Source organism: Streptomyces sp. HD (genome assembly GCF_028369295.1).
In the GTDB taxonomy this organism is placed as follows: domain Bacteria; phylum Actinomycetota; class Actinomycetes; order Streptomycetales; family Streptomycetaceae; genus Streptomyces.
In genome coordinates, this window is sequence record NZ_JAQMYP010000008.1 from 82,560 (window position 1) to 101,013 (window position 18,454).

An 18,454-nucleotide genomic window follows, 5' to 3' on the forward strand; every position below is an offset into this window, starting at 1 on the left:
CTTTCGTCAAGGAAATCAAAGGGTGTGCGCGAAGCGCTCAGAACAAGGGTGGTGGTGGGAGACGGGTGGGCGGACTGATCCAGCCTACGCCAGGCGTTTCACACGACGGACGTCAGGCCAGGGCGGCGCCCCGTGAGTTCTCCTGGACCGGTGTCAGGCCGCGTACGCCCCGATCAGCAGTCCCACGAACGCCCCGCCGAGCAGGAACGGCCCGAACGGGATCGCCGAATTGCGCCCGGCCCGCCGTGCGAGGACGAGCCCCCAGCCGTACAGCGCCCCGAACAGGAACCCGGCGAAGGTGCCGAGCATCACCGTCGCCCAGCCGTACCAGCCCAGCACCGCCCCCGCCCCGAGGGCCAGCTTCACATCGCCGAAGCCCATGCCGCCGGGGTTGATGAGCCAGAGCACGAGGTAACCGGCGCCGAGCGCGAGCGCGGCCCACAGGGCGGTCGGCCAGTCACCGGCGTGCTCGGGGACGAGCGAGACCAGGCCGAGCAGCGCGAGCGCGGCGCCGGCGAGCGGGAGGGTGAGCGGGTCGGGCAGCCGCCGCACCCGGAGGTCGACCGCCGCGAGCAGCACACCGACCGGCGCCAGCAGCAGCCAGACGCCCACCTCGGGCCGGGTTCCGGTGGCCGCGGCGAGGGCGGCGCAGACGACGGCGGTGACGATGACGATCATCGGGGCGCCGGAGCCATACGGCGGCGTACCGGCTTCACACTGCCGGCACCGGCCCCGCCCGAGCCACGCCCCGAACCGTCCGGCGATCGCATGCCCGCCCGGGCACCGCTCCCGCCACCCCTCGTCCTGCGGAACGGAGAACCGATAGGCGGCCTTCGGCAGCAACGCTCCCGCCGCCGCACCCCAGAGCGCGGCGGTGAGGGCCAACAGGGCGGTGCTCATCCCGCCGTACCACTCGCTGTGCTCATGATCGTGGCACCGTATCAGCTGCATATATTGGGTCGGCCTCGCTCAGTAGAGTGCCGGGGTACGGCAGTTCGGCGTGACACGGGGGAACGCAGCAGTGCACACAGGCAAGACGTCCGGCATACGCGGAATCCGACGCGTCCGTCTCCTACTCGGCACCCTGTTCTGCACCGTGACCGCCCTGACCGCCCTGCTCGCGGCCGCCGCCACCCCGGCCCGAGCGGCCACCGGCACCGACAGCTCCGCCCAGGTCACCTACCTCGCCGAGCGCCTGCGCGCGAACCCGGTCTACGTCACCGACCAACTCCCGCGCGAGGTACCGCAGTCCACGGCCCCCGCCTTCGCCGAGGTGGCGAAGCGCACCGGCGTTCCGACGTACGTCATCGTCCTCCCGAGCCAGAGCGCCGCGGACCCGAGCCTGCTCACCAAGGTCCACAAGCGGCTCGGGCGGGACGGACTGTACGTGCTCATGGACGAGTCGTTCGTGGCGGAGGCCGAGGCGCACGGAGTCGGCGCCCCGGCGGAGGACGCCTGGACGATCGCCCTCTACGAGGTCCCTTACGACGCCGGCCCGTTGCGTCGCTTCGAGCGCTTCGCCGAGGTCGTCGCGCAGGGCGGGGAGAAGGCCGCTGCGCGGGCGAAGGCGGCCCGTGCCAAGTACGGCGACGGCGACGAGGAGCCCGCCCCCCTGTACATCGGGCCGTCCGACCGCAGCGACCAGTCGTTCCTCACCGGGACCCTGCTCACCGGCGTACCGCTGCTGATTCTGCTGCTGGTTCCGTACGTACGACGCTGGTGGCTCCGCCGCCCGAGGGCCGCCGGGGCCGGCGGGGCGACCGGGGCGGCCTGGCGCAAGGAGGTCAAGGCGAGCCGTGCCCTGCGCCGGACCCTTCCGGTGCTGGCCCTCGCCTGCGCCGTCGCGGTCGCGGTGACCGCCCCCGTCGTCTTCGACCAGACCAGGTCGAGCTGGTCTCCCAGGCCCAGGGCGATCGACCTCAACGCCCGCCTCGACCGGGTCGCGGAGGGCCTGGCGCAGGACCCGGTGTACGCGGACCCGGAGAGCCCGCGGGTCCTGGACTCCGCGCAGTCGGCCCGCCTGCACGAGCGCATCCGAGCGTTCTCGCGCTCGGCGGGCGGCGGCCCGGTCTTCGTCTCGCTCGTCCCGCAGCTGACGGAGGACGAGTCCGGCGGTGACGAGGAGGCGTTCGCCGCGGCCGTCCACGACAAGCTGGGCGAGGACGGGGTGTACATCGTCGCCGATCCGGCGAGCGGCTACATCGACGCCTTCAACCACGGCCTGCGGCTGGACGGTTACAGCCTCCTGTTCGACCTGCCGGAATCCATCACCTACGGCGACGACAAGGCGGACGAGGCAGGCGACCACTTCCTCGGCGAACGCCTGGGCGCCCTGATGACGATCCTCGACAAGACCCCGCGCACGGACGAACCCAACTCCCCCGGCGACCCGTACCCGGTGACCGACCCGGTCACCGAGGACGACCTGCCCCCGCTCTTCGGCAGCGACTTCTGGCCGGCCCTGTTCATGGGCGTGCTGGCGGCCGGGCTGGTCTTCGGGCTGGTGGCGGGCCTGCTAGGGATCGCCCGCAGGGTGCTCCGCCGCCGGCGTCCGGAGCCGCTGGAGGCATAGGCGTCACGACTCGACCTTGGACAACCGCGCCTCGGGACTGCCCTCCGCGCTGCTCTCCGAGCGGTACAGGAGGCCGTCGCCGGCCGGGGTGATCCGGACGGGGTGCGGGGTCGGGTTGCAGCCCTTGTGGTTGGTCTTCCGGCCCACGGACGTCACGACGAGCTCCTTCGCCGTCGCCTTCTTCAGGGTCAGTACGTCGTTGCAGACACCGCCGAGCAGGTCGGTCTGCCGGAGCGTGCCCACCTCGTCGCCCACCTGGGCCTTGCGCACGGTGAGCCGGAAGGTGCCGGCCGGCAGCGCGCCGTCCAGCACGCTGGCCTTGCCCTCCCAGGTACCGAGGTAACGGGCGGGCACGGCGTCGGCGGGCTGCTGCTGGTCCGGCGCCTTGGACGCGGCGGACCCGGAATCCCCACCGGCGGCGTCCCGGTCCCCGCCCGGCAGCACGTCGAACAGGAACACCGACCCCACCGTCACCGCGGCCAACGCCCCCGCCACCGCGAGCGCCACCGTGCAGCTCAACCGCCGCCCACGTCCCCCCTCCCCAGGCCCGGACGCCGCCGCGACGGAGAGCGAGAGCTTCCCGGGACGCTCCCCGGACGCCGGCGCGGTGTCCTGCGGAGGCACGGCATCACGGGGTTCGGGCACGACGACGGGGACCTCGGAGGCAGGAGCAGCCGCGGCCCCGGACTGGGAAGCGCCCCCCGGCCGAGAAGGGGTCCAAGGCCGGGAATCGGCCCCGGTCGCCGCCCCCGGCATCACCGGCGGCGGTCCGAACTCCCCCGCGGTCGCCTGTCGACTGAAGGGCAACGGTCCCGACGGGGCGTCGTCCCCAGCCTCCAGGTTCAACAGCTGCACGGCACCGCGGCTGACCTGCTCGACCAGTGCCCCCGGCAGCCACCCGCCCGCCACCGACCGGGCCGCGCCGTCCGGAGCCAGTCGCCGCGCCACCTCCCCCGGTGTGGGCCGCGCACCCGGCTCCTTGGCCAGGCAGTCCGCCACGAGTTCGCGCAACTCGCCTTCAAGCGGGCCGAGTTCGGGCTCCTCGTGCACGACCTTGTACAGCAGCGCCGCCGACGTGTCCCCGGAGAACGGCGGCTCCCCGTTCGCCGCGTACGCCAGCACCGCGCCCAGCGAGAAGACGTCGGCCGCCCCGGTGATCCCCTTGCCCAGGATCTGTTCCGGCGACATGTAGCCGGGCGAGCCGATCGAGACGCCGGTCGACGTCAGGGACGCCGTGCCGTCCATGGCGCGGGCGATGCCGAAGTCGATGAGCAGGGGGCCGTCCAGGGTGAGCAGCACGTTCGACGGCTTCACGTCCCGGTGCACAAGGCCCAGCTCGTGGACCGCCGCCAGCGCCTCGGCCAGCCCCGCCCCCAGCACTCGTACGGTATGGGCCGGCAGCGGACCGTCCGAGTCGGCGACCGCCGCCGTCAGTGACGGACCCGCCGCGTACGCCGTGGCCACCCAGGGCACCGGGGCCTCCGGATCCGCGTCCAGCACGGGCGCGGTCCAGGCGCCGCCCACCCGCCGTGCCGCCTCCACCTCCCGGCGGAAGCGGGCGCGGAACTCCTCGTCCAGCGCGAAGTGCGGGTGCACGATCTTGACGGCGACGGTACGACCGCCCGTGCTGCGCCCCAGGTACACCCGCCCCATCCCGCCGGAGCCGAGCCGCCCGAGCAGCCGGTACGGCCCGACGGCGGTCGGCTCGTCAACTCCGAGCGGCTGCATCGGCGTCCACCCTCCCCCGTAGGACTCTCCGGTCCTCCCCGTAATCCCCGTAGGGCTCCCAGCAGGTTAGGGCCTGCAGCACCCGCCCTTCACGGCTGGAGCAGATCCACCTTCACATCCGCCGGAAATCCCGTCGTCGGCCCCACGCGCCGCGCGAACTCCGCGACCGCCGCCAGCTGCGGGCCGCCGAAGCGGAAGTCGAGGGTGGTGAAGTACCGCTCCAGGATCCGCTCGTCGAAGGCCTCCCAGCGGGCCGCCTGCTCGGCGACCTTGCCGACCTCCTCCAGGGAGAGGTTGCGGGAGGCGAGGAAGGCCTCGTGGACCTTGCGGGTGATGACCGGCTCGCGCTCCAGGTAGTCACGACGCGCCGCCCACACCGCGAACACGAAGGGCAGGCCGGTCCACTGCTTCCAGAGCGAGCCGAGGTCGTGCACCTCAAGGCCGTAGCGCGGTCCGTCGAGGAGGTTCGCCCGCAGCGCCGCGTCCCCGATGAGTACGGCCGCCTCCGCCTCCTGCATCATCAGGCTGAGGTCGGGCGGGCAGGTGTAGTAGTCGGGGCGTACGCCGTAGCGCTCGGCCAGCAGCAGCTGGGCCAGGCGGACGGACGTACGGGATGTCGAGCCGAGGGCGACCCGGGCGCCGTCAAGCCGGTCCAGCGGGGCCTGCGAGACGATCACGCAGGACATCACCGGGCCGTCGCAGCCGACCGCGATGTCGGGGAAGGCGACCAGGTCGTCGGCATTGCGCAGGAACTCGACAAGGGTGATCGGCCCGATGTCGAGGTCACCCTGCACCAGCTGCTCGCTGAGCTTCTCGGGGGTGTCCTTGGTCAGCTCGAAATCGAGGAGCGTGCCCGTTCTGGCAAGCCCCCAGTACAGGGGCAGGCAGTTCAGGAACTGGATGTGGCCTACGCGCGGCCGGTTGCGAGGATTGTCCACATCGCGAGGCTAGACCCTATGAGGTAGCGTGCAGCCTTCAGGGTGGCGACTCTCCGGTTACACCCAGGTCACCACCGCAACGTCAATCCCGACACGGGACATCAAACGTCCGAGTGACGTGATCTTGACCTCTATTGCTTTCGGCTGCCCGCGTGCTAGGCTCGCCGCAAGTTGCAGTTTGGTTTCCCTTGCAGTACAGAGCCTGCGGAGCATGTAACCGCGGGCTCTAGTCGTTTTCAGACGTATGCAGTAGTGCGGGACTTGTTTTCACACTTGCAGGGTTCTGGAGCAGGGCAACCCTTTGGGCCCAAGGAGGGCTTATGGCTACCGGAACCGTGAAGTGGTTCAACGCCGAAAAGGGCTTTGGCTTCATCGCCCAAGAAGGCGGCGGCCCCGACGTCTTCGTTCACTACTCCGCGATCAACGCGAGCGGCTTCCGCTCGCTGGAGGAGAACCAGCAGGTCTCCTTCGACGTGACCCAGGGCCCGAAGGGCCCGCAGGCGGAGAACGTCACCCCCGTCTGATCATTCGGTCTCGGAGCCTGGTGCTTTGATCCGGAACAGATAGCAGTACCCAAGGAGCCCCACGCCGAAAGGCGACGGGGCTCCTGCCTTTTTGCCCGGCGGACCGAATGCCGGGCTAGATGTGCTGCATGACCAGTACGAACGTCGTCCCGGGCGCCAGCGCCTCGTACGAGTGCGGCACATCCCCGCGATACGACATGTAGTCGCCCGGCCCCAGTTCGACCTCCTCGCCCCGGGGTCCCGCCTTGACCCGCCCCGTGCTGACGATCAGATGCTCCACGCTCCCCGGAATGTGCGGCTCCGACTCCCGGGCCGGGCCGGGTTCCGCGCGCAGGTGGTAGAGGTCGCGGCGGGCGCCGGGCGGGCTGGCGGAGAGCAGGGTCGCCGCGTAGTCCGCCCGCTCGGAGGCGACGGCGGGCCCCTCGCCCGCCCGGATCACCTGCACGGCCGGCGTCGGCGGCTCCACCAGCACGCTGAACGGCACACCGAGGGCGACCCCCAGCGCCCACAGCGTCTCCACGCTGGGATTCCCGCCGCCCGCCTCCAGCTGGGACAGCGTGGACTTGGCGATCCCGGCCCGTTTGGCCAGCTCGGACAGGGACAGTCCGGCCCGGGTGCGCTCGCGCCGCAGCGCGGCGGCGATCCAGGTGAGGGGCTCGCTCATGGGTCCACTTCCTGCCGTTCGCTCTACGAGTACGTTCGTTCGCCTTGACGAACGCACCCTCGGCTGTTCATTCTGGAAAACATGCGTTCGCTTCTCCGAACACCGATGATGGCACCTCTGGTGCGCGACAGTGCACTCGTCTGGCTGGCGAGCGGTGTCGTCGGCGTCTCCTTCGGCGCGATCGCCGTGGCCGGCGGGCTGCCGGTGTGGGTGCCGGTGGTGATGTCACTGGTGGTGTACGCGGGCTCGGCCCAATTCAGCGCGGTCGGGGTGCTGCTGGCCGGGGGCGGGCCGTTCGCGGCGGCGACCACCGGGCTGCTGCTCAACACACGCACGGCGGCGTTCAGCCTGGCCGTGGCGGACGTCATCGGCCGGGGCCGCCTCACTCGTCTCCTCGGCGCCCACCTCGTCACCGACGAGACGGTGGCCTTCGCTCTCGCCCAGCCGGACCCGGCACGACGCCGAGCCGCCTTCTGGATCTCCGGCCTCGGTCTGTTCGCCGTGTGGAATCTCGGCGTCCTCGCCGGGGCGCTGGCCGGCGACGCGCTCGGCGACACCGCCGCCTACGGCCTGGACACCGCCTTCCCCGCCGTCCTCGTCGCCCTGGTACTGCCCGCCCTGCGCGAAGACCCTGCCGTACGGCGGTCCGCGCTGCTCGGCGCCGTTCTGGCACTGGCGGTGACACCGGGCGTCCCGGCGGGGGTCCCGGTGCTGGTGGCGCTGACGGGGCTCACCGTGTACGGACGCGGTGCCGAGAGGCCTACGGCATGAGCGCGACGGTGGCCATGATGCTGGCGCTGGCGGTCGGGACGTACGCCTTCCGGCTGGTCGGGCCGGTGCTCCACGGGCGCGTGGAACTCCCGCCCCGGGTCCAGGAGCTCCTGTCCGCGGGCGCGATCGTCCTGCTGGCGGCCCTGCTGGCCACGGGCGCGCTGACCGAGGACGCAGGCTTCGCGGGGTGGGCACGGCCGGCCGGGGTGCTGGCGGCGGGCGTACTGGCGTGGCGCAGGCTGCCGTTCCCGGTGGTGGTGCTGGGGGCGGCGGGGGTCACCGCGGTGCTGCGGGCGGTGGGGGTGGCTTGAGGCAGGCACCTGGGAGAATCGCCGGATGACCAGCAGCGATGAGAAGAGCCACGGGGAAGACGGCGGGACTGCTGCCGACAACAAAATGGCGATGAGCCTGGCTTTGGGGATGGGCCTGGGCACGATCATCGGCGTCGCGCTCGGGCTGACCGTCTTCGACAACATCGGGATCGGGGTGGCCATGGGCATAGGGATAGGCAGCTCCCTCGGCGTCACACTCGGCCTTCACGGAAAGCAGCCGGCAGGACAGGAAACCGGCAGCGAGTAGTCACGGGCGTCGCTAAGGTCTCCGACCATGACCGAAGCCGACTTCCTCGCCACCACCCGCACCTTCTACGACGCCATCGCCGAGGACTACGCGGACCTCTTCAAGGAGGAGCTGGCGAACAGACCCCTGGAGCGGGCGGTGCTGGGGGTGTTCGCCGAGCTGGTCGAGGGGGACGGACCGGTGGCCGACCTGGGCTGCGGGCCCGGTCGGACGACCGCGCGGCTCGCCGCGCTGGGGCTGCCCGTGTTCGGGGTCGATCTGTCGGAGTCGATGCTCGCGATCGCCCGCCGCGAGAACCCGGGGCTGCGTTTCGAGCAGGGCTCGATGCTGGAGCTGGATCTTCCGGACGGCGCGCTGGCGGGCGCCCTGTCCTTCTACTCCTCCATCCACACTCCCGTGGATCAACTCCCGTCCCTCTTCGCCGAGTTCCACCGTGTGCTGGCCCCCGGCGCGCCCCTGCTGGTGGCCTTCCAGGCCGGCGAGGAACACCGGCACCACGACCGCCCCTTCGGCCACCCCGTCTCGCTCACCTTCCAGCGCCGCCGCCCGGAGGACATGGCCGACCTGCTGACGGCGGCCGGCTTCGCCCTGGTCTCCCGGACCGTCCGCGAACCGGACCCGGCGCTGGACGAGACGTCCCAGCAGGCGTTCCTGATCGCCAGGAAGCCCGGGTGACCGGCTACGGAAGGTTCCCGGCGATGTCCCGCGCCGCGATGTAGCCGAACGTCATCGCCGGGCCGATCGTCGAGCCCGCCCCCGCGTAGCTGTGCCCCATCACGGCGGCGCTCGCGTTCCCGGCGGCGTACAGACCGGGGATCACCGAGCTGTCCTCGCGCAGCACCCGCGCCCGCGCGTCCGTGAGCAGGCCGCCCTTGGTGCCGAGGTCGCCCGGGACGATCCGGAAGGCGTGGTACGGGGGCAGCCAGAGCGGGGCCAGGCAGGAGTCGGGCAGGACGGACGGGTCCGTGTAGTAGTGGTCGTAGGCGCTGTCACCCCGGTGGAAGTCGGGGTCGTCCCCCTTCAGGGCCTGGGAGTTGAAGCGGTCCACGGTCGTGCGGAGGGCTGCTGCCGGGACGCCGATGGAGGTGGCGAGGGCGTCCAGGGTCCAGGCCTTGTGCGCGACGCCCGAGTCGTACCAGGCGGCGGGGAACGGCAGGGTCGGCAGGACGTCCTTGAAGAGGTAGCGGTTCCGGTAGTGCTGGTCGACGATCAGCCAGGACGGGATGGCCGGGTCGGTGGCGTTCACGTCGTACATAGTGTGGACGACGTCGCTGTAGGGGGCGGCCTCGTTGACGAAGCGGGCTCCGGCGCCGTTGATCAGCAGGCCGCCGGGGAGGGTGCGTTCGGCGAGGCAGAAGTACGGCCGGCCGGGGAGCGGGATCGCCGGGCCCCACCAGGCGTCGTCCATGAGACCGAGGGCGGCGCCGATCCGGTGCCCGGCCTGGATGCCGTCGCCGGTGTTCTCCTTCGCGCCGACCGTCCAGTCCGTGCCGATCGGTTGACGCTGGTAGCGCTCGCGCATCGCCGCGTTGTGCTCGAAGCCGCCCGAGCCGACGATCACGCCCCGGCGGGCGCGGACCAGGCCGGGGCCGCCGTCCCGGGTGACGACCGCTCCGGTCACGGCGCCGCCCTCGACGTACAGGTCGGTGAGCGGTGTGCCGAGCCACACGGGAACCCCGGCTGACCGCAGCCCCGCCCGCAGGCCGGCGGCCAGCGACTGCCCCATGGTCAGCGGCTTCTCGCCCCGCAGGGCGGCCGCCGTACCGCGCGCGAGGCACTCCGCGGCGACCGCGGCCCCCTTGGCGTTCACCGCGGCCAGGGCCAGCCACTTGTAGTCGGCGCTGAAGACGACCATGCCGGCCGGCACGTCCATGTACGGCGGGTTCAACCGGGCCAGTTCGGGGCCGAGGAGGTTGCCGTCGAGCTGGGCGGGCTCTACTGAGCGGCCGTTCGGGAGACCGCCGGGCAGCTCGGGGTAGTAGTCGCTGTAGCCCTCCATCCAGCGGAACCGGAGCGGGCTGTTGGCCATGACGAAGGAGAGCATCGCCGGGCCGTGGGCGAGGAAGGCCCGCTGCCGGTCGGCGGGAACGTCCGGGCCGACGACGGCGGCGAGATAGGCGGCGGCCTTCGCGGGCGTGTCCGGAACGCCGGCCGCGAGGATCACCGAGTTGTTGGGGATCCAGATCCCGGCACCGGACCGGGCGGCGGATCCGCCGAAGGTGGCCGCCTTCTCCAGCACGACACAGCTCAGGCCCTGCTTGGCCGCGGTCAGGGCGGCGGTCATGCCGGCGGCTCCGGAGCCGATGACGACGACGTCGTAGGTGCCGAGGAGGGGCAGGTCGGCGGCCAGGGCGGTCTGCCGGGCCGTTCCGACGAGTCCGAGTGCGGCGGTGGCCGAGCCCGCGGCACCGGCGGCGAGGACGTGTCTTCGGGACGGGCTCGCGCTGGTGGAGCCGGAGTTGGTGGGCATGAAGGCCGCTCCCTACGGACGACGACGCCGCGCTCCTGAGGGTGTGTCAGAAACGTGAATGTGACGCGGCCACCTCGTGAAGTCAAGGCCTGTGCGGGGTCGTTGGAGTCGAGATCATGTCATCACGTCAGTGATCCCTGTTCACCGGCCTGCACCGTCAAGGGCCAGACAGTCCGCCCAGGCCGCCCCGCTGAGCAGCGGCCGGAAACGGGTGAACAGGGCGAACAGGTCGGGGCCGTAGCGTTCGCGGAACGCGGGATCGTGGTCGGCGAGATCGAGTTCGTTGGCGGCGGTCAGCTCGGCGAAGTCGCGACGACGGGGCGTGTCCGGGGTGTGCGACCGGCCGGTGAAGCGGTCGCGGAAGGGTGCACCAGGGTCCGCGAGGGCCGGATACCCGGCCGCGCGGTCGCAGGAGCCGTAGAAGTACACGATCGCCTCCGCCTCCGCGCCGATCACCTCCACCAGTTCGCCGCGGCGGGCGAGGGGCAGCAGAGCCGTCGGGAAGCCGTCGGTGCCGTAGAACGCATGGCAGAGACCGGCGAGTTGGAGAGCAGGACGGGCGTTCCAGACGGCGAGCCGGGCCCGTACGCGGCGCAGATGGACGAGAAGGGTGCCGCCGGGGTGCGGGACGGTCTCGGCGCCCAGGTCCTTGAGCAGGGACTCTGCCCGATCGATGGGGCTCGACATGTGCCGTCCTTCCTGTCGCTCGTCCACTGTTTGGGTCGGCACCCGCTCCCTCCCCCCGCACCGTCCGGACTCGTCGGGGGGTGTGGAGCGGGTTGCCGCCCGGGCCCGTTCAGGATCGTCGTACAGCGGGCAAGGGCCAGTCAATCCTTGGGATTTGTCGCTATACCCAAGGGATGGCTTGGAGCTTAACTTGGAGCTCATGACCCTTGATGATCTACGTGTGTTCGTGGCCGTGTGCCGCGCCGGGAGTCTGAGTTCGGTGGCCCGGGAGCTGGGGTGCACGCAGTCGGCGGTGAGTCAGCATGTGAAGCGGCTGGAGCGGGAGACCGGGGTCGCGCTGCTGGAGCGACAGCCGCGGGGCGTCGTACCGACCCAGGCCGGACGAGTGCTGGAGGCGGCCGCCGCCGAGGGGATCTCCGGGCTGGATCTGGCGATACGGCAGCTGCGGGATCTGGTCGACGGCGAGAGCGGGTACGTCCGCGTGGCCACCGGCGCGACGACCGTACGGCACTTCATGTCGGAGGCCGTCGTCGCGTACCGGCGTCGGCATCCCCGGGTCAACCTGGAGTTCCGCACGGTGAGTTCGGGCCGGGGCAGCTTCGACGCGCTGGCCGACGGCACCCTCGACCTGGCCTGGATCACCCTCGGCCCACCGGTACGCGGCATCGAGCAGCGCCCGGTCGTGGAGCTGCCCTGGGTGCTGGCGGTACGGTCCGACGATCCCCTGGCCGAGCGGCCGTACGTCGAGGCCGACGCCGACCTGCGTGACGTACGGCTGATCCGGTTGCCGCCGAACTCCGCCTCGGCCGCGCATCTGGACGCCGCCTGCGCCGAGTCGGGCGTCCGGTTCGCGCACGACACGAGCGTGGCCGACTGGGACACGGCACTGCTGCTGGCCGAGCTGGGGGTGGGCCGGGCGGTGGTGCCGGCGCTTCCGGGACTGCGGGTCCCCGGCGACGGCACCCTGCGCCTGATCCCCGTACCCGCCCTGCGGCCCCTCCCGGTGGGCTGGGCGGTCCGCCGCTGGGACGCACTCAGCCCGCCGGCGAGGGCCTTCGCGGACCTGGTGGAGGGGTACCGCCGACAGCGGGGCTCCTCTGCTACTTGAGTCCGATCGCCGCGCAGGCCGCCGCGTACTCGGCGGTGCAGATGTCCTTGACGGTGTAGACGCCGTCCCGGACCACCGTGCTCTTGACGTTGTTCTTGGTGACGGGCACCACCGACACCAGCTGCGCCGGAATGTTCTTCTCCGACCCGCTGTCGACCGAGTCCTGCGTCAGCGCGTCGAACTCGATGTCCCGCCCCTGGACCTTGTACACGGCCATCTTCGCGGCGTCGGTCGCCTCCAGTGCGAACGGCTTGTACACCGTCATGAACTGCTCGCCCGCGACGATCCGCTGCACCGCGTCCAGGTTGGCGTCCTGCCCGGTCACCGGCGGCATCTTGCTGACACCGGCGTCCTTGAGCGCCTCGATGACGGCGCCCGCCATGCCGTCGTTGGCCGAGTAGACGGCGGCGATGTTGTTCACGCCGATGGAGGCGATCGCCGTCTGCATGTTCTTCTTGGCGACCTCGGGCGACCATTTGTCGGTGTCGTACCGCTTGACGATGTCGACCGCGCCCTCCAGTTCGCCGACCGCGCCCTTCTTGAACCGGCCCGTGTTCGGGTCGGCCGGGTCGCCGTTCATCATGACGACCTTGCTGGACGCCGCCTTCGAGCCGAGTTCCTCGACGAGCGAGCGTGCCTGGACCTCGCCGACGAGCTCGTTGTCGTGGGAGACGTACGCCGTGACCGGCCCCTCCGCGAGCCGGTCGTAGGCGATGACCGGAATGCCCGCGTCCTTGGCCTTCTGCACGTCCGACGCGATCGCCTTGGCGTCCAGCGCGTCGACCAGGATGACGTCCACCTGGTCGTCGATCATCTGCTGGAACTGCTGACTCTGCTTCTTCGGGCTCGCCTCGGCGTTGGCGTAGACGACCTTGCCCTTGTCGTTGGTGAGGGCGCCGACTTCCTTCTTGATGAGGGGATAGTCGAACTTCTCGAAGCGCGCCGTGTCCTTGTCGGGCAGGAGCAGCCCCACCGTGATGTCGTCACCCTTCTCCGGCGCCTGAGAGCTGTCACCGCCCCCGATACCGTCGACGACCCCGCACGCCGTGAGCGTGAGGGCCGCGGCGGAAGCGGCGAGGGCTATGCCTGTACGGCGTACGGCGGAGGTGTGGGGGGTACGAGCATTCACGAGTGGTGCCTTCTGACTGGAGGAGCGGCGTTGCGACCCGGGTTGGCGGTAGCCAACGCGCACTGGGCATGTCACGTCAAGGTGTTGTCGTAACGAGAAGGCAACCGTTTACTACTCACGAGTACCGCTCCTTCAGGCGGAGTTCCGCCCAGACGGTCTTCCCGACGCCCCGCTCCGAAACTCCCCAGGTCAGAGCGAGGAGCTGAACAAGGATCAGCCCTCGGCCGCCCTCACCACCCGATTCCGCTTCCGTGACGAACCGCAGTTGCCGGTCGCCGCGCGCGTCGCTCACCTCGATGCGCAGGGTGCCCTCCGGGAGGAGAGTGAGCCGCAGTTCGAAGTCGCGCCCGGGAACGCGACCGTGGGTGACGGCGTTCGCGGCGAGCTCGGCGACGAGTTGCTGGGCGGTGTGGTTCGCGTCGCTGTCGTACGGGTGCCCCCAGGCGGCGAGTTGATGCGCGGCGAGACGTCTGGCCAGGCGGGCGCCTCGGGGGGTGGGGCTGAGGCGTTGGGCGAAGGTGACGGTGGGGGTGGGGGTGCTCGTGGGAGTGGCGATTTCTGCGTTCACGTCACTGAGCGTGGTCGGTTGTATCTAGTCTGACCAGGGGCGATTGCGCGACTCTGGGTAGCAGTACGGCTGCGGGGTGTGCCGGTGTCGGGCGGTCGGCCGTGACCACGACGACGTGAGGGCGGTGACGCACGTGACGGACGAGCGGGAGCGGAGGCCGGAGACCCCGGCCGAGGCCGACGGAACCATCGAACTGTTCAGCACGCTGGGCAAGATGCTGCGGCGACTGCGTGAGCGAACGGGGATGACGCAGAAGGAACTCGGGCAGCAGGTCGGGTACGGGCCCGATCAGATCTCGGCGATGGAACGGGGAGTACGGGTGCCCCGGCCCGAGTTCCTGGAAAAGGCGGACGAACTGCTCAACGCCGGTGGGTTGTTGACGGACGCCATGGAGGACGTCGAGCAGGCGATGTCGAAGCGACGGACTCGGCATCCGGAGTGGTATCGGAGTTATGCGGCGTTGGAGGCGGAGGCGGTTGAGCTGCACTTCTATGCCATCCACGGCATGCCGGGGCTGCTACAGACCCCGGACTACGCGCACGCCGTGTTCGTCAAACGGCGCCCGCTCCTCAGCGAGGAGGCCATCGAGAAGCGGGTGTCGGACCGGCTGTCCCGGCAGCAGGTCTTCGACCGCGCCCCGTTGCCGGTCATCAGCTACGTGCTCGAAGAGGTCATCCTGGACCGGCCGATCGGCGGGAAAGCGGTCTTCGCGGAGCAGTTGGAGCGCCTGCTGCGGATCAGCCGCCTGCGGGCCGTCGAGCTCCAGATCATGCCGACCAACGTCGAGGAACACCCCAACCTGGACAGCGCGTTCAACCTTCTGACGCCCCAGAAGCATGCTCAAGTGGGCTACACAGAAGCGCAGGGCTATCCGAGGCTTATCACCGACGCGGAGGAAGTACGGAAGCTCGCCGAGCGCTATGGGATCATGCGGGCGCTGGCCCTCAATCCCTTGGAGTCCCGCGCCTTGATCGAGAAGAAGTTGGGGGAGCTGTGAACACCGACAGACTCGACTGGTTCAAGTCCAGCTACAGCAGCGGCGAGGGCGGTGAATGCCTCGAAGTCGCCTACAGCTGGCGCAAGTCGACGTACAGCGGCGGCGAGGGCGGCGAATGCGTAGAGGTCGCCACCTGCCCCCACACCATCCACATCCGCGACTCCAAGAACCCCACCGGCCCTCGGCTCACCCTCTCCCCTGCCACCTGGTCGGCGTTCCTGTCAGGGGAGTTGGTCGGCGAGCGGGGCTAGCGCCTCGGCCGCTGCGATCGTGTCGGCGTCGGCGTGCTCGCGCAGGAACGGCAGGGTTGCCGGGTGCGCGGGCCAGCCGTAGGCGAGGGATTGCAGTGCGGCAGTCCGGTCCTCTGAATAGGGGCTGCCGACAGCGTGGCCCCGCAGGAACTCGACTGCGCTCTCGTCCGGCGCGCAGACGGCGTACCAGCGCACGGCGTCGGCGCGGACCGAGGGAGCGGCATTGGAAGTGGCCAAGTCCTTGATCAGCGCATGGGTCAACGCGTCGTCACCCCGGCCCATGGCCAGCAGCGCCAGTGCCTGAAGCCTGATCGCGAAGGCGCTGCCGGTGTTCACACAGCCGCGGATCGTCTCCCACTTGACCGTCTCATCGCCCTGGTAGTGCCTCAGGGACAGCAGTGTCTGCCACTGAACCTGGGTTCCCGGATCGTTCTTCAGCCGGTCGAAGACCAACGCCCATGTGGAGGCGTCATCGCCTCTACGCCCGCACAAGTACGCCACAGCGTCGGCGCGCAGCTCCTGTTCGGGGTCGCCGACAGCCAACGCGCGCACCAGTTCCCAGGTTTCGGCCTCGTTCCCCCTTAGCCGTACGAGTCCGTAGAGAGCGGCCCGCCGGGCGCTCGCGCTGGACTCCGCGGCAACTCGGTCACGGAGGAACTCCCAGGTGTCGGTCTGGTCTCCCACCAGCTTCCACAGCATGGAGCAGGCTGCGGCACGGACCTGCTTGCTCGGGTCCTCAACGGCTCGGAGACGCGCCAGATGCCAGGTTTCGGGGTCGTCGCTGCGCAGGTCTCCCAGACTGAACAGGGCTTGCGATCGGACAAACCCGTCCTCGTCCTCGACGGCAAGTCTGCGTGCAATTTCCCAGTCCCCGCAGCACTGGGTGAGGTAATTGAGGGCCATGTGCCGCGCCGTGGGGTGTGGGTCCTCAATCGCCCGGCTGCGCATCAGTGCCGCCACGCGCTCGTCGTCGAGTACGTCGCCCAGACCGCGCAGTGCCTCCGCACGCACCTGCCCCTCGGGGGCCTCGACAGCTTGGCGGGCCAGCAACGCCCTGACTTCGCGACTCTTGCTCCGGTACAGAGCCAGCGCGGACAACGCCGCTACGCGGCGGGACTCACTGTCCGCGGATACGGTGAGGTCGGCCAGGGGCGCCCACAGATCATGGGGTTCGGTGTCGCCGCGAAGGGCCAGCGCCAGGGCACGGACTTGCAGCGAGGGATCCGTCATCGAGCGATCCGCCATCAGATCCTTGATGCCGGATTCAAGCGCTCCGAGTTCAGGCAGAAGGGCCAAAGCCGTTCCACGGACGCTCGGGTCACCATCTGCGACCGCACTGATCCGGATCAGCTCACGGACATCTCGCTCGGTTCCCCAACGCTCCGCCAGCTCCTTGAGCAAAGCCGCCCGAGCATGGCGGTTCGGGGAATGGACGGCCATGACCTGCTGGATCGCCGGCCTTTGGTAGAGCCTGGCCGCGCACTCTCCCGTCGTGGCGGTGCCCACAAACTGGCCGCGCAGGTGAAACCAGCGCAGATACCGGGAACGCCCGCTCCAGTGAGGCGGAAACATCGCCAGCGCCTGCTCGATGCCCTCAGTCTGAATCGCGATGTGATGCAGGTGCGTCTCCTCCGCGAGCGCAATCATCGCGTCCACGACCGCTCTGCTCTGCGCAGCCAGCGCACCGATTCGGCGGACCTCGGCCAGCGCCCGCAGAGCCAACACCAGCAAAGGTGCTTCCCAACTCCGGTCGACACGTCGCCGATGCATCTCCAACAACCGATCGACAGCCGCCCCCGCCTCCCGCTCCCCGATCTGCCCGACCACCAGCAGCAACACCTCATGCCACGCCGGATCCTCCGCCCGCCGAGCGAAGACCTCCTCGATGAACTCCTCCGGCGTCCACTCCCGCTCTCGGGTGTACCGCCGGTCGATGTCCACGGCAGCCAGGTACTCCAGGAAGGCCCGGTGAGCGAAGCCGTACACCCCGCCCCCGTAATGGCTGAGGATGAAGTTCCGCTCCCGGAACTGCCGCACCATCGTCCGCGCCGCCGAGACCGCCTGCGAGACCGGCAGTTCGTACTGCTCCCGCAGGTACTCCTTGAACGTGTCCAGCAGTTCGTCCTGGTGGATGTGGTTCCCGGCGATCCCCCCGTCCCCGTCCTGCATCCGCCGAGCGACGAGGCGCAGCAGCTCATGCCGGTCCTCGTCGCCCAGGTACGACAGGGCTTCGACGTCGGTGGGAGCGCGCAGGTTCTTGGCGTGCTCGTCCCAGTGGGCGACGAGGACCGCGACCGCGTGGCGGTAGACGCCCTGCCGGTCCCGAGGCAGTTCCCGACGTCGGCCGATGATCGCCAGGATCGTCAACAGCAGTGGATTCCCGGCGAGTTCACCCACCGGCCGCGAATACCCCACCGCCTCCGTAAGCCGTCGGCACAGACGGTCGGCGCGCTCCGTGTCGTTCGGATATGCGGTGCCGTACCACTGCCCGGCGAACCGCCGGATCTGCTCCTTGCTCAGGTCCTGGATCATGTAGTGCGCGAACCCGGCGCTGTCCAGCACCCCCCGCCGATACCCGATGACCCGCGATGTCACCACGACACGCACCCCGGCATCCCCGTACCGCCCGGCGAAGTCCGCGATCCGATGGCCGACCTGTTCCCGCGCGGCAGGGTCGAAGAGTTCGTCCAGCCCGTCGAAGACGACGACAGCACGCCCCTCGGCCAGCAGTCGCTCGACCACCGGCACCGGCGGCGCCATCCCCTTCGTGCCGTGCAGATGCCTGAGGAATTCCTCGAAGGTCCGCTCCCGCCACTCCCCCGCCGCGTACTCCCGCAGCTCCACGACGAGCGGCATCCGGCCGGCCAACGGCTCCAGCGGGGCGCCCGCCGGCATCTCCTGCGTCAGCGCGAGCGCCAGATGCCGGGCCAGCGTCGACTTTCCGGCCCCCGGGTCGCCGAGCAGCACGATGCGGTGCTCGCCCGGATCGGCCAGCACCTCCAGAACGTCCCGCGCCGGTCGGTCCGCATACGCCCGCCGAGCCCGCTCCAGCGCCTCCCGCTCCAGCCCGGGCGGCAGGCTCGACGGCCACTCCCCGGCGTCGACCAACCGCTGCCGGATGTCGCGCGGCAACTCCACCGGCGGCGGATCCGCCCGCACCGTCGGCGCCACGAACACCTCGTCCAGGCCGACGGGAGGGTGCTCGCCCTCCTCGGTGGGGATGAGGACGTCCAGGTCCAGGCGACCGTAGGTCTCGCGGATACGGATGGAGTAGCGACGTAGCGCCTCGTCCTTCTTCTCCGGCGACAGCTCGGCCGCTTCCCGGACCGGCGGCTGTAAATACTGGTTCTCGATGTGCGTGTACGTCGCGCTGCTGTTGTCGCCGGTCGCCGCGGCCTTGACGTCACCCGCCGCCCCGACCGACCGCTCCCCGGCCGCCGTCCCGACCCGCTTCGGCTTCCACACCAT

Annotated in this window: 18 protein-coding genes; 9 read left to right on the top strand and 9 right to left on the bottom strand. The window is 70.5% G+C overall.

Going from position 1 to position 18,454, the window contains the following annotated elements:
- Nucleotides 1-153: 153 nt before the first annotated feature.
- Nucleotides 154-900, bottom strand: coding sequence for a prepilin peptidase (locus POF73_RS10485; RefSeq protein WP_272114292.1), 747 nt, complete (start codon nt 898-900; stop codon nt 154-156).
- A 196-nt stretch (nt 901-1,096) separates the two neighbouring features.
- Here POF73_RS10485 and POF73_RS10490 point away from each other — a divergent pair, with 196 nt between their 5' ends.
- Nucleotides 1,097-2,572, top strand: coding sequence for a hypothetical protein (locus POF73_RS10490; protein ID WP_272114293.1), 1,476 nt, complete (start codon nt 1,097-1,099; stop codon nt 2,570-2,572).
- 3 nt (nt 2,573-2,575) lie between these two features.
- Here the strand turns inward: POF73_RS10490 and POF73_RS10495 are convergent, their stop codons facing one another.
- Both POF73_RS10495 and POF73_RS10500 read right to left on the bottom strand, forming a co-directional pair.
- Nucleotides 2,576-4,300, bottom strand: coding sequence for a serine/threonine-protein kinase (locus POF73_RS10495; protein ID WP_272114294.1), 1,725 nt, complete (start codon nt 4,298-4,300; stop codon nt 2,576-2,578).
- 89 nt (nt 4,301-4,389) lie between these two features.
- Nucleotides 4,390-5,238: a menaquinone biosynthetic enzyme MqnA/MqnD family protein gene (locus tag POF73_RS10500; RefSeq protein ID WP_272114295.1), complete on the bottom strand. Its 849-nt coding sequence runs from the start codon at nt 5,236-5,238 to the stop codon at nt 4,390-4,392.
- Nucleotides 5,239-5,558: 320 nt separating this feature from the next.
- Between POF73_RS10500 and POF73_RS10505 the strand changes: the two genes are divergently transcribed.
- On the top strand, nt 5,559-5,762 hold the full coding sequence (locus tag POF73_RS10505) for a cold-shock protein (RefSeq protein ID WP_003992177.1): 204 nt from the start codon (nt 5,559-5,561) through the stop codon (nt 5,760-5,762).
- Between the two features lie 115 nt (nt 5,763-5,877).
- Here POF73_RS10505 and POF73_RS10510 read toward each other — a convergent pair whose 3' ends face one another.
- Nucleotides 5,878-6,426 carry a helix-turn-helix domain-containing protein gene (locus POF73_RS10510; protein WP_272114299.1) on the bottom strand — a complete coding sequence of 183 codons (549 nt, stop codon included), beginning with the start codon at nt 6,424-6,426 and terminating at the stop codon, nt 5,878-5,880.
- 81 nt (nt 6,427-6,507) lie between these two features.
- On the opposite strand from POF73_RS10510, the gene POF73_RS10515 reads away from it, so the two are divergent.
- Genes POF73_RS10515 through POF73_RS10530 form a run of 4 tightly spaced genes read left to right on the top strand, consistent with a single transcriptional unit; the run spans nt 6,508 to nt 8,451 of the window.
- Nucleotides 6,508-7,197, top strand: a complete 690-nt coding sequence (locus POF73_RS10515; RefSeq protein WP_272114300.1) for an AzlC family ABC transporter permease — start codon at nt 6,508-6,510, stop codon at nt 7,195-7,197.
- Nucleotides 7,194-7,508 carry an AzlD domain-containing protein gene (locus POF73_RS10520; protein ID WP_272114302.1) on the top strand — a complete coding sequence of 105 codons (315 nt, stop codon included), beginning with the start codon at nt 7,194-7,196 and terminating at the stop codon, nt 7,506-7,508. The genes POF73_RS10515 and POF73_RS10520 overlap by 4 nt, the downstream gene beginning before the upstream one ends.
- Before the next feature lie 25 nt (nt 7,509-7,533).
- Entirely contained in the window at nt 7,534-7,776 is a 243-nt protein-coding gene (locus POF73_RS10525; protein ID WP_272114303.1) for a hypothetical protein, read from the top strand.
- 27 nt (nt 7,777-7,803) lie between these two features.
- The gene (locus tag POF73_RS10530; RefSeq protein ID WP_272114304.1) at nt 7,804-8,451 is read left to right on the top strand and encodes a class I SAM-dependent DNA methyltransferase; all 648 of its coding nucleotides are present in this window, start codon (nt 7,804-7,806) and stop codon (nt 8,449-8,451) included.
- Nucleotides 8,452-8,455: 4 nt separating this feature from the next.
- Here POF73_RS10530 and kstD read toward each other — a convergent pair whose 3' ends face one another.
- Nucleotides 8,456-10,246: a 3-oxosteroid 1-dehydrogenase gene (kstD, locus tag POF73_RS10535; RefSeq protein ID WP_272114305.1), complete on the bottom strand. Its 1,791-nt coding sequence runs from the start codon at nt 10,244-10,246 to the stop codon at nt 8,456-8,458.
- A gap of 141 nt (nt 10,247-10,387) precedes the next feature.
- Nucleotides 10,388-10,933 carry a DUF6817 domain-containing protein gene (locus tag POF73_RS10540; RefSeq protein ID WP_272114306.1) on the bottom strand — a complete coding sequence of 182 codons (546 nt, stop codon included), beginning with the start codon at nt 10,931-10,933 and terminating at the stop codon, nt 10,388-10,390.
- Nucleotides 10,934-11,132: 199 nt separating this feature from the next.
- On the opposite strand from POF73_RS10540, the gene POF73_RS10545 reads away from it, so the two are divergent.
- The gene (locus POF73_RS10545; protein WP_272114307.1) at nt 11,133-12,041 is read left to right on the top strand and encodes a LysR family transcriptional regulator; all 909 of its coding nucleotides are present in this window, start codon (nt 11,133-11,135) and stop codon (nt 12,039-12,041) included.
- Here the strand turns inward: POF73_RS10545 and POF73_RS10550 are convergent.
- Nucleotides 12,034-13,170, bottom strand: coding sequence for a sugar ABC transporter substrate-binding protein (locus tag POF73_RS10550; protein ID WP_272114308.1), 1,137 nt, complete (start codon nt 13,168-13,170; stop codon nt 12,034-12,036). The two genes, POF73_RS10545 and POF73_RS10550, sit on opposite strands and share 8 nt — an antisense overlap.
- 115 nt (nt 13,171-13,285) lie before the next feature.
- Nucleotides 13,286-13,738 (bottom strand): ATP-binding protein, encoded by a 453-nt coding sequence (locus POF73_RS10555; protein ID WP_272114309.1) that lies wholly within the window; start codon nt 13,736-13,738, stop codon nt 13,286-13,288.
- Between the two features lie 124 nt (nt 13,739-13,862).
- Between POF73_RS10555 and POF73_RS10560 the strand changes: the two genes are divergently transcribed.
- Both POF73_RS10560 and POF73_RS10565 read left to right on the top strand, forming a co-directional pair.
- A complete protein-coding gene (locus POF73_RS10560) occupies nt 13,863-14,735 on the top strand; it encodes a helix-turn-helix domain-containing protein (RefSeq protein ID WP_443049475.1) in 873 nt (290 codons plus the stop codon).
- On the top strand, nt 14,732-14,986 hold the full coding sequence (locus tag POF73_RS10565; RefSeq protein WP_272114310.1) for a DUF397 domain-containing protein: 255 nt from the start codon (nt 14,732-14,734) through the stop codon (nt 14,984-14,986). Before POF73_RS10560 ends, POF73_RS10565 begins: the two co-directional genes overlap by 4 nt.
- On the opposite strand, the gene POF73_RS10570 is transcribed toward POF73_RS10565, so the two are convergent.
- Complete coding sequence (locus tag POF73_RS10570; protein WP_272114311.1) at nt 14,957-18,454, bottom strand: NACHT domain-containing protein; 3,498 nt, start codon at nt 18,452-18,454, stop codon at nt 14,957-14,959. The genes POF73_RS10565 and POF73_RS10570 overlap by 30 nt on opposite strands.

Coding starts and splice junctions, on each gene's coding strand:
- POF73_RS10485 (WP_272114292.1), bottom strand. CDS start 900: ATGAGCACCGCCCTGTTGGCCCTCACCGCCGCGCTCTGGGGTGCGGCG.
- POF73_RS10495 (WP_272114294.1), bottom strand. CDS start 4,300: ATGCAGCCGCTCGGAGTTGACGAGCCGACCGCCGTCGGGCCGTACCGG.
- POF73_RS10505 (WP_003992177.1), top strand. CDS start 5,559: ATGGCTACCGGAACCGTGAAGTGGTTCAACGCCGAAAAGGGCTTTGGC.
- POF73_RS10510 (WP_272114299.1), bottom strand. CDS start 6,426: ATGAGCGAGCCCCTCACCTGGATCGCCGCCGCGCTGCGGCGCGAGCGC.
- POF73_RS10515 (WP_272114300.1), top strand. CDS start 6,508: ATGCGTTCGCTTCTCCGAACACCGATGATGGCACCTCTGGTGCGCGAC.
- POF73_RS10520 (WP_272114302.1), top strand. CDS start 7,194: ATGAGCGCGACGGTGGCCATGATGCTGGCGCTGGCGGTCGGGACGTAC.
- POF73_RS10525 (WP_272114303.1), top strand. CDS start 7,534: ATGACCAGCAGCGATGAGAAGAGCCACGGGGAAGACGGCGGGACTGCT.
- POF73_RS10530 (WP_272114304.1), top strand. CDS start 7,804: ATGACCGAAGCCGACTTCCTCGCCACCACCCGCACCTTCTACGACGCC.
- kstD (WP_272114305.1), bottom strand. CDS start 10,246: ATGCCCACCAACTCCGGCTCCACCAGCGCGAGCCCGTCCCGAAGACAC.
- POF73_RS10540 (WP_272114306.1), bottom strand. CDS start 10,933: ATGTCGAGCCCCATCGATCGGGCAGAGTCCCTGCTCAAGGACCTGGGC.
- POF73_RS10545 (WP_272114307.1), top strand. CDS start 11,133: ATGACCCTTGATGATCTACGTGTGTTCGTGGCCGTGTGCCGCGCCGGG.
- POF73_RS10570 (WP_272114311.1), bottom strand. CDS start 18,454: ATGGTGTGGAAGCCGAAGCGGGTCGGGACGGCGGCCGGGGAGCGGTCG.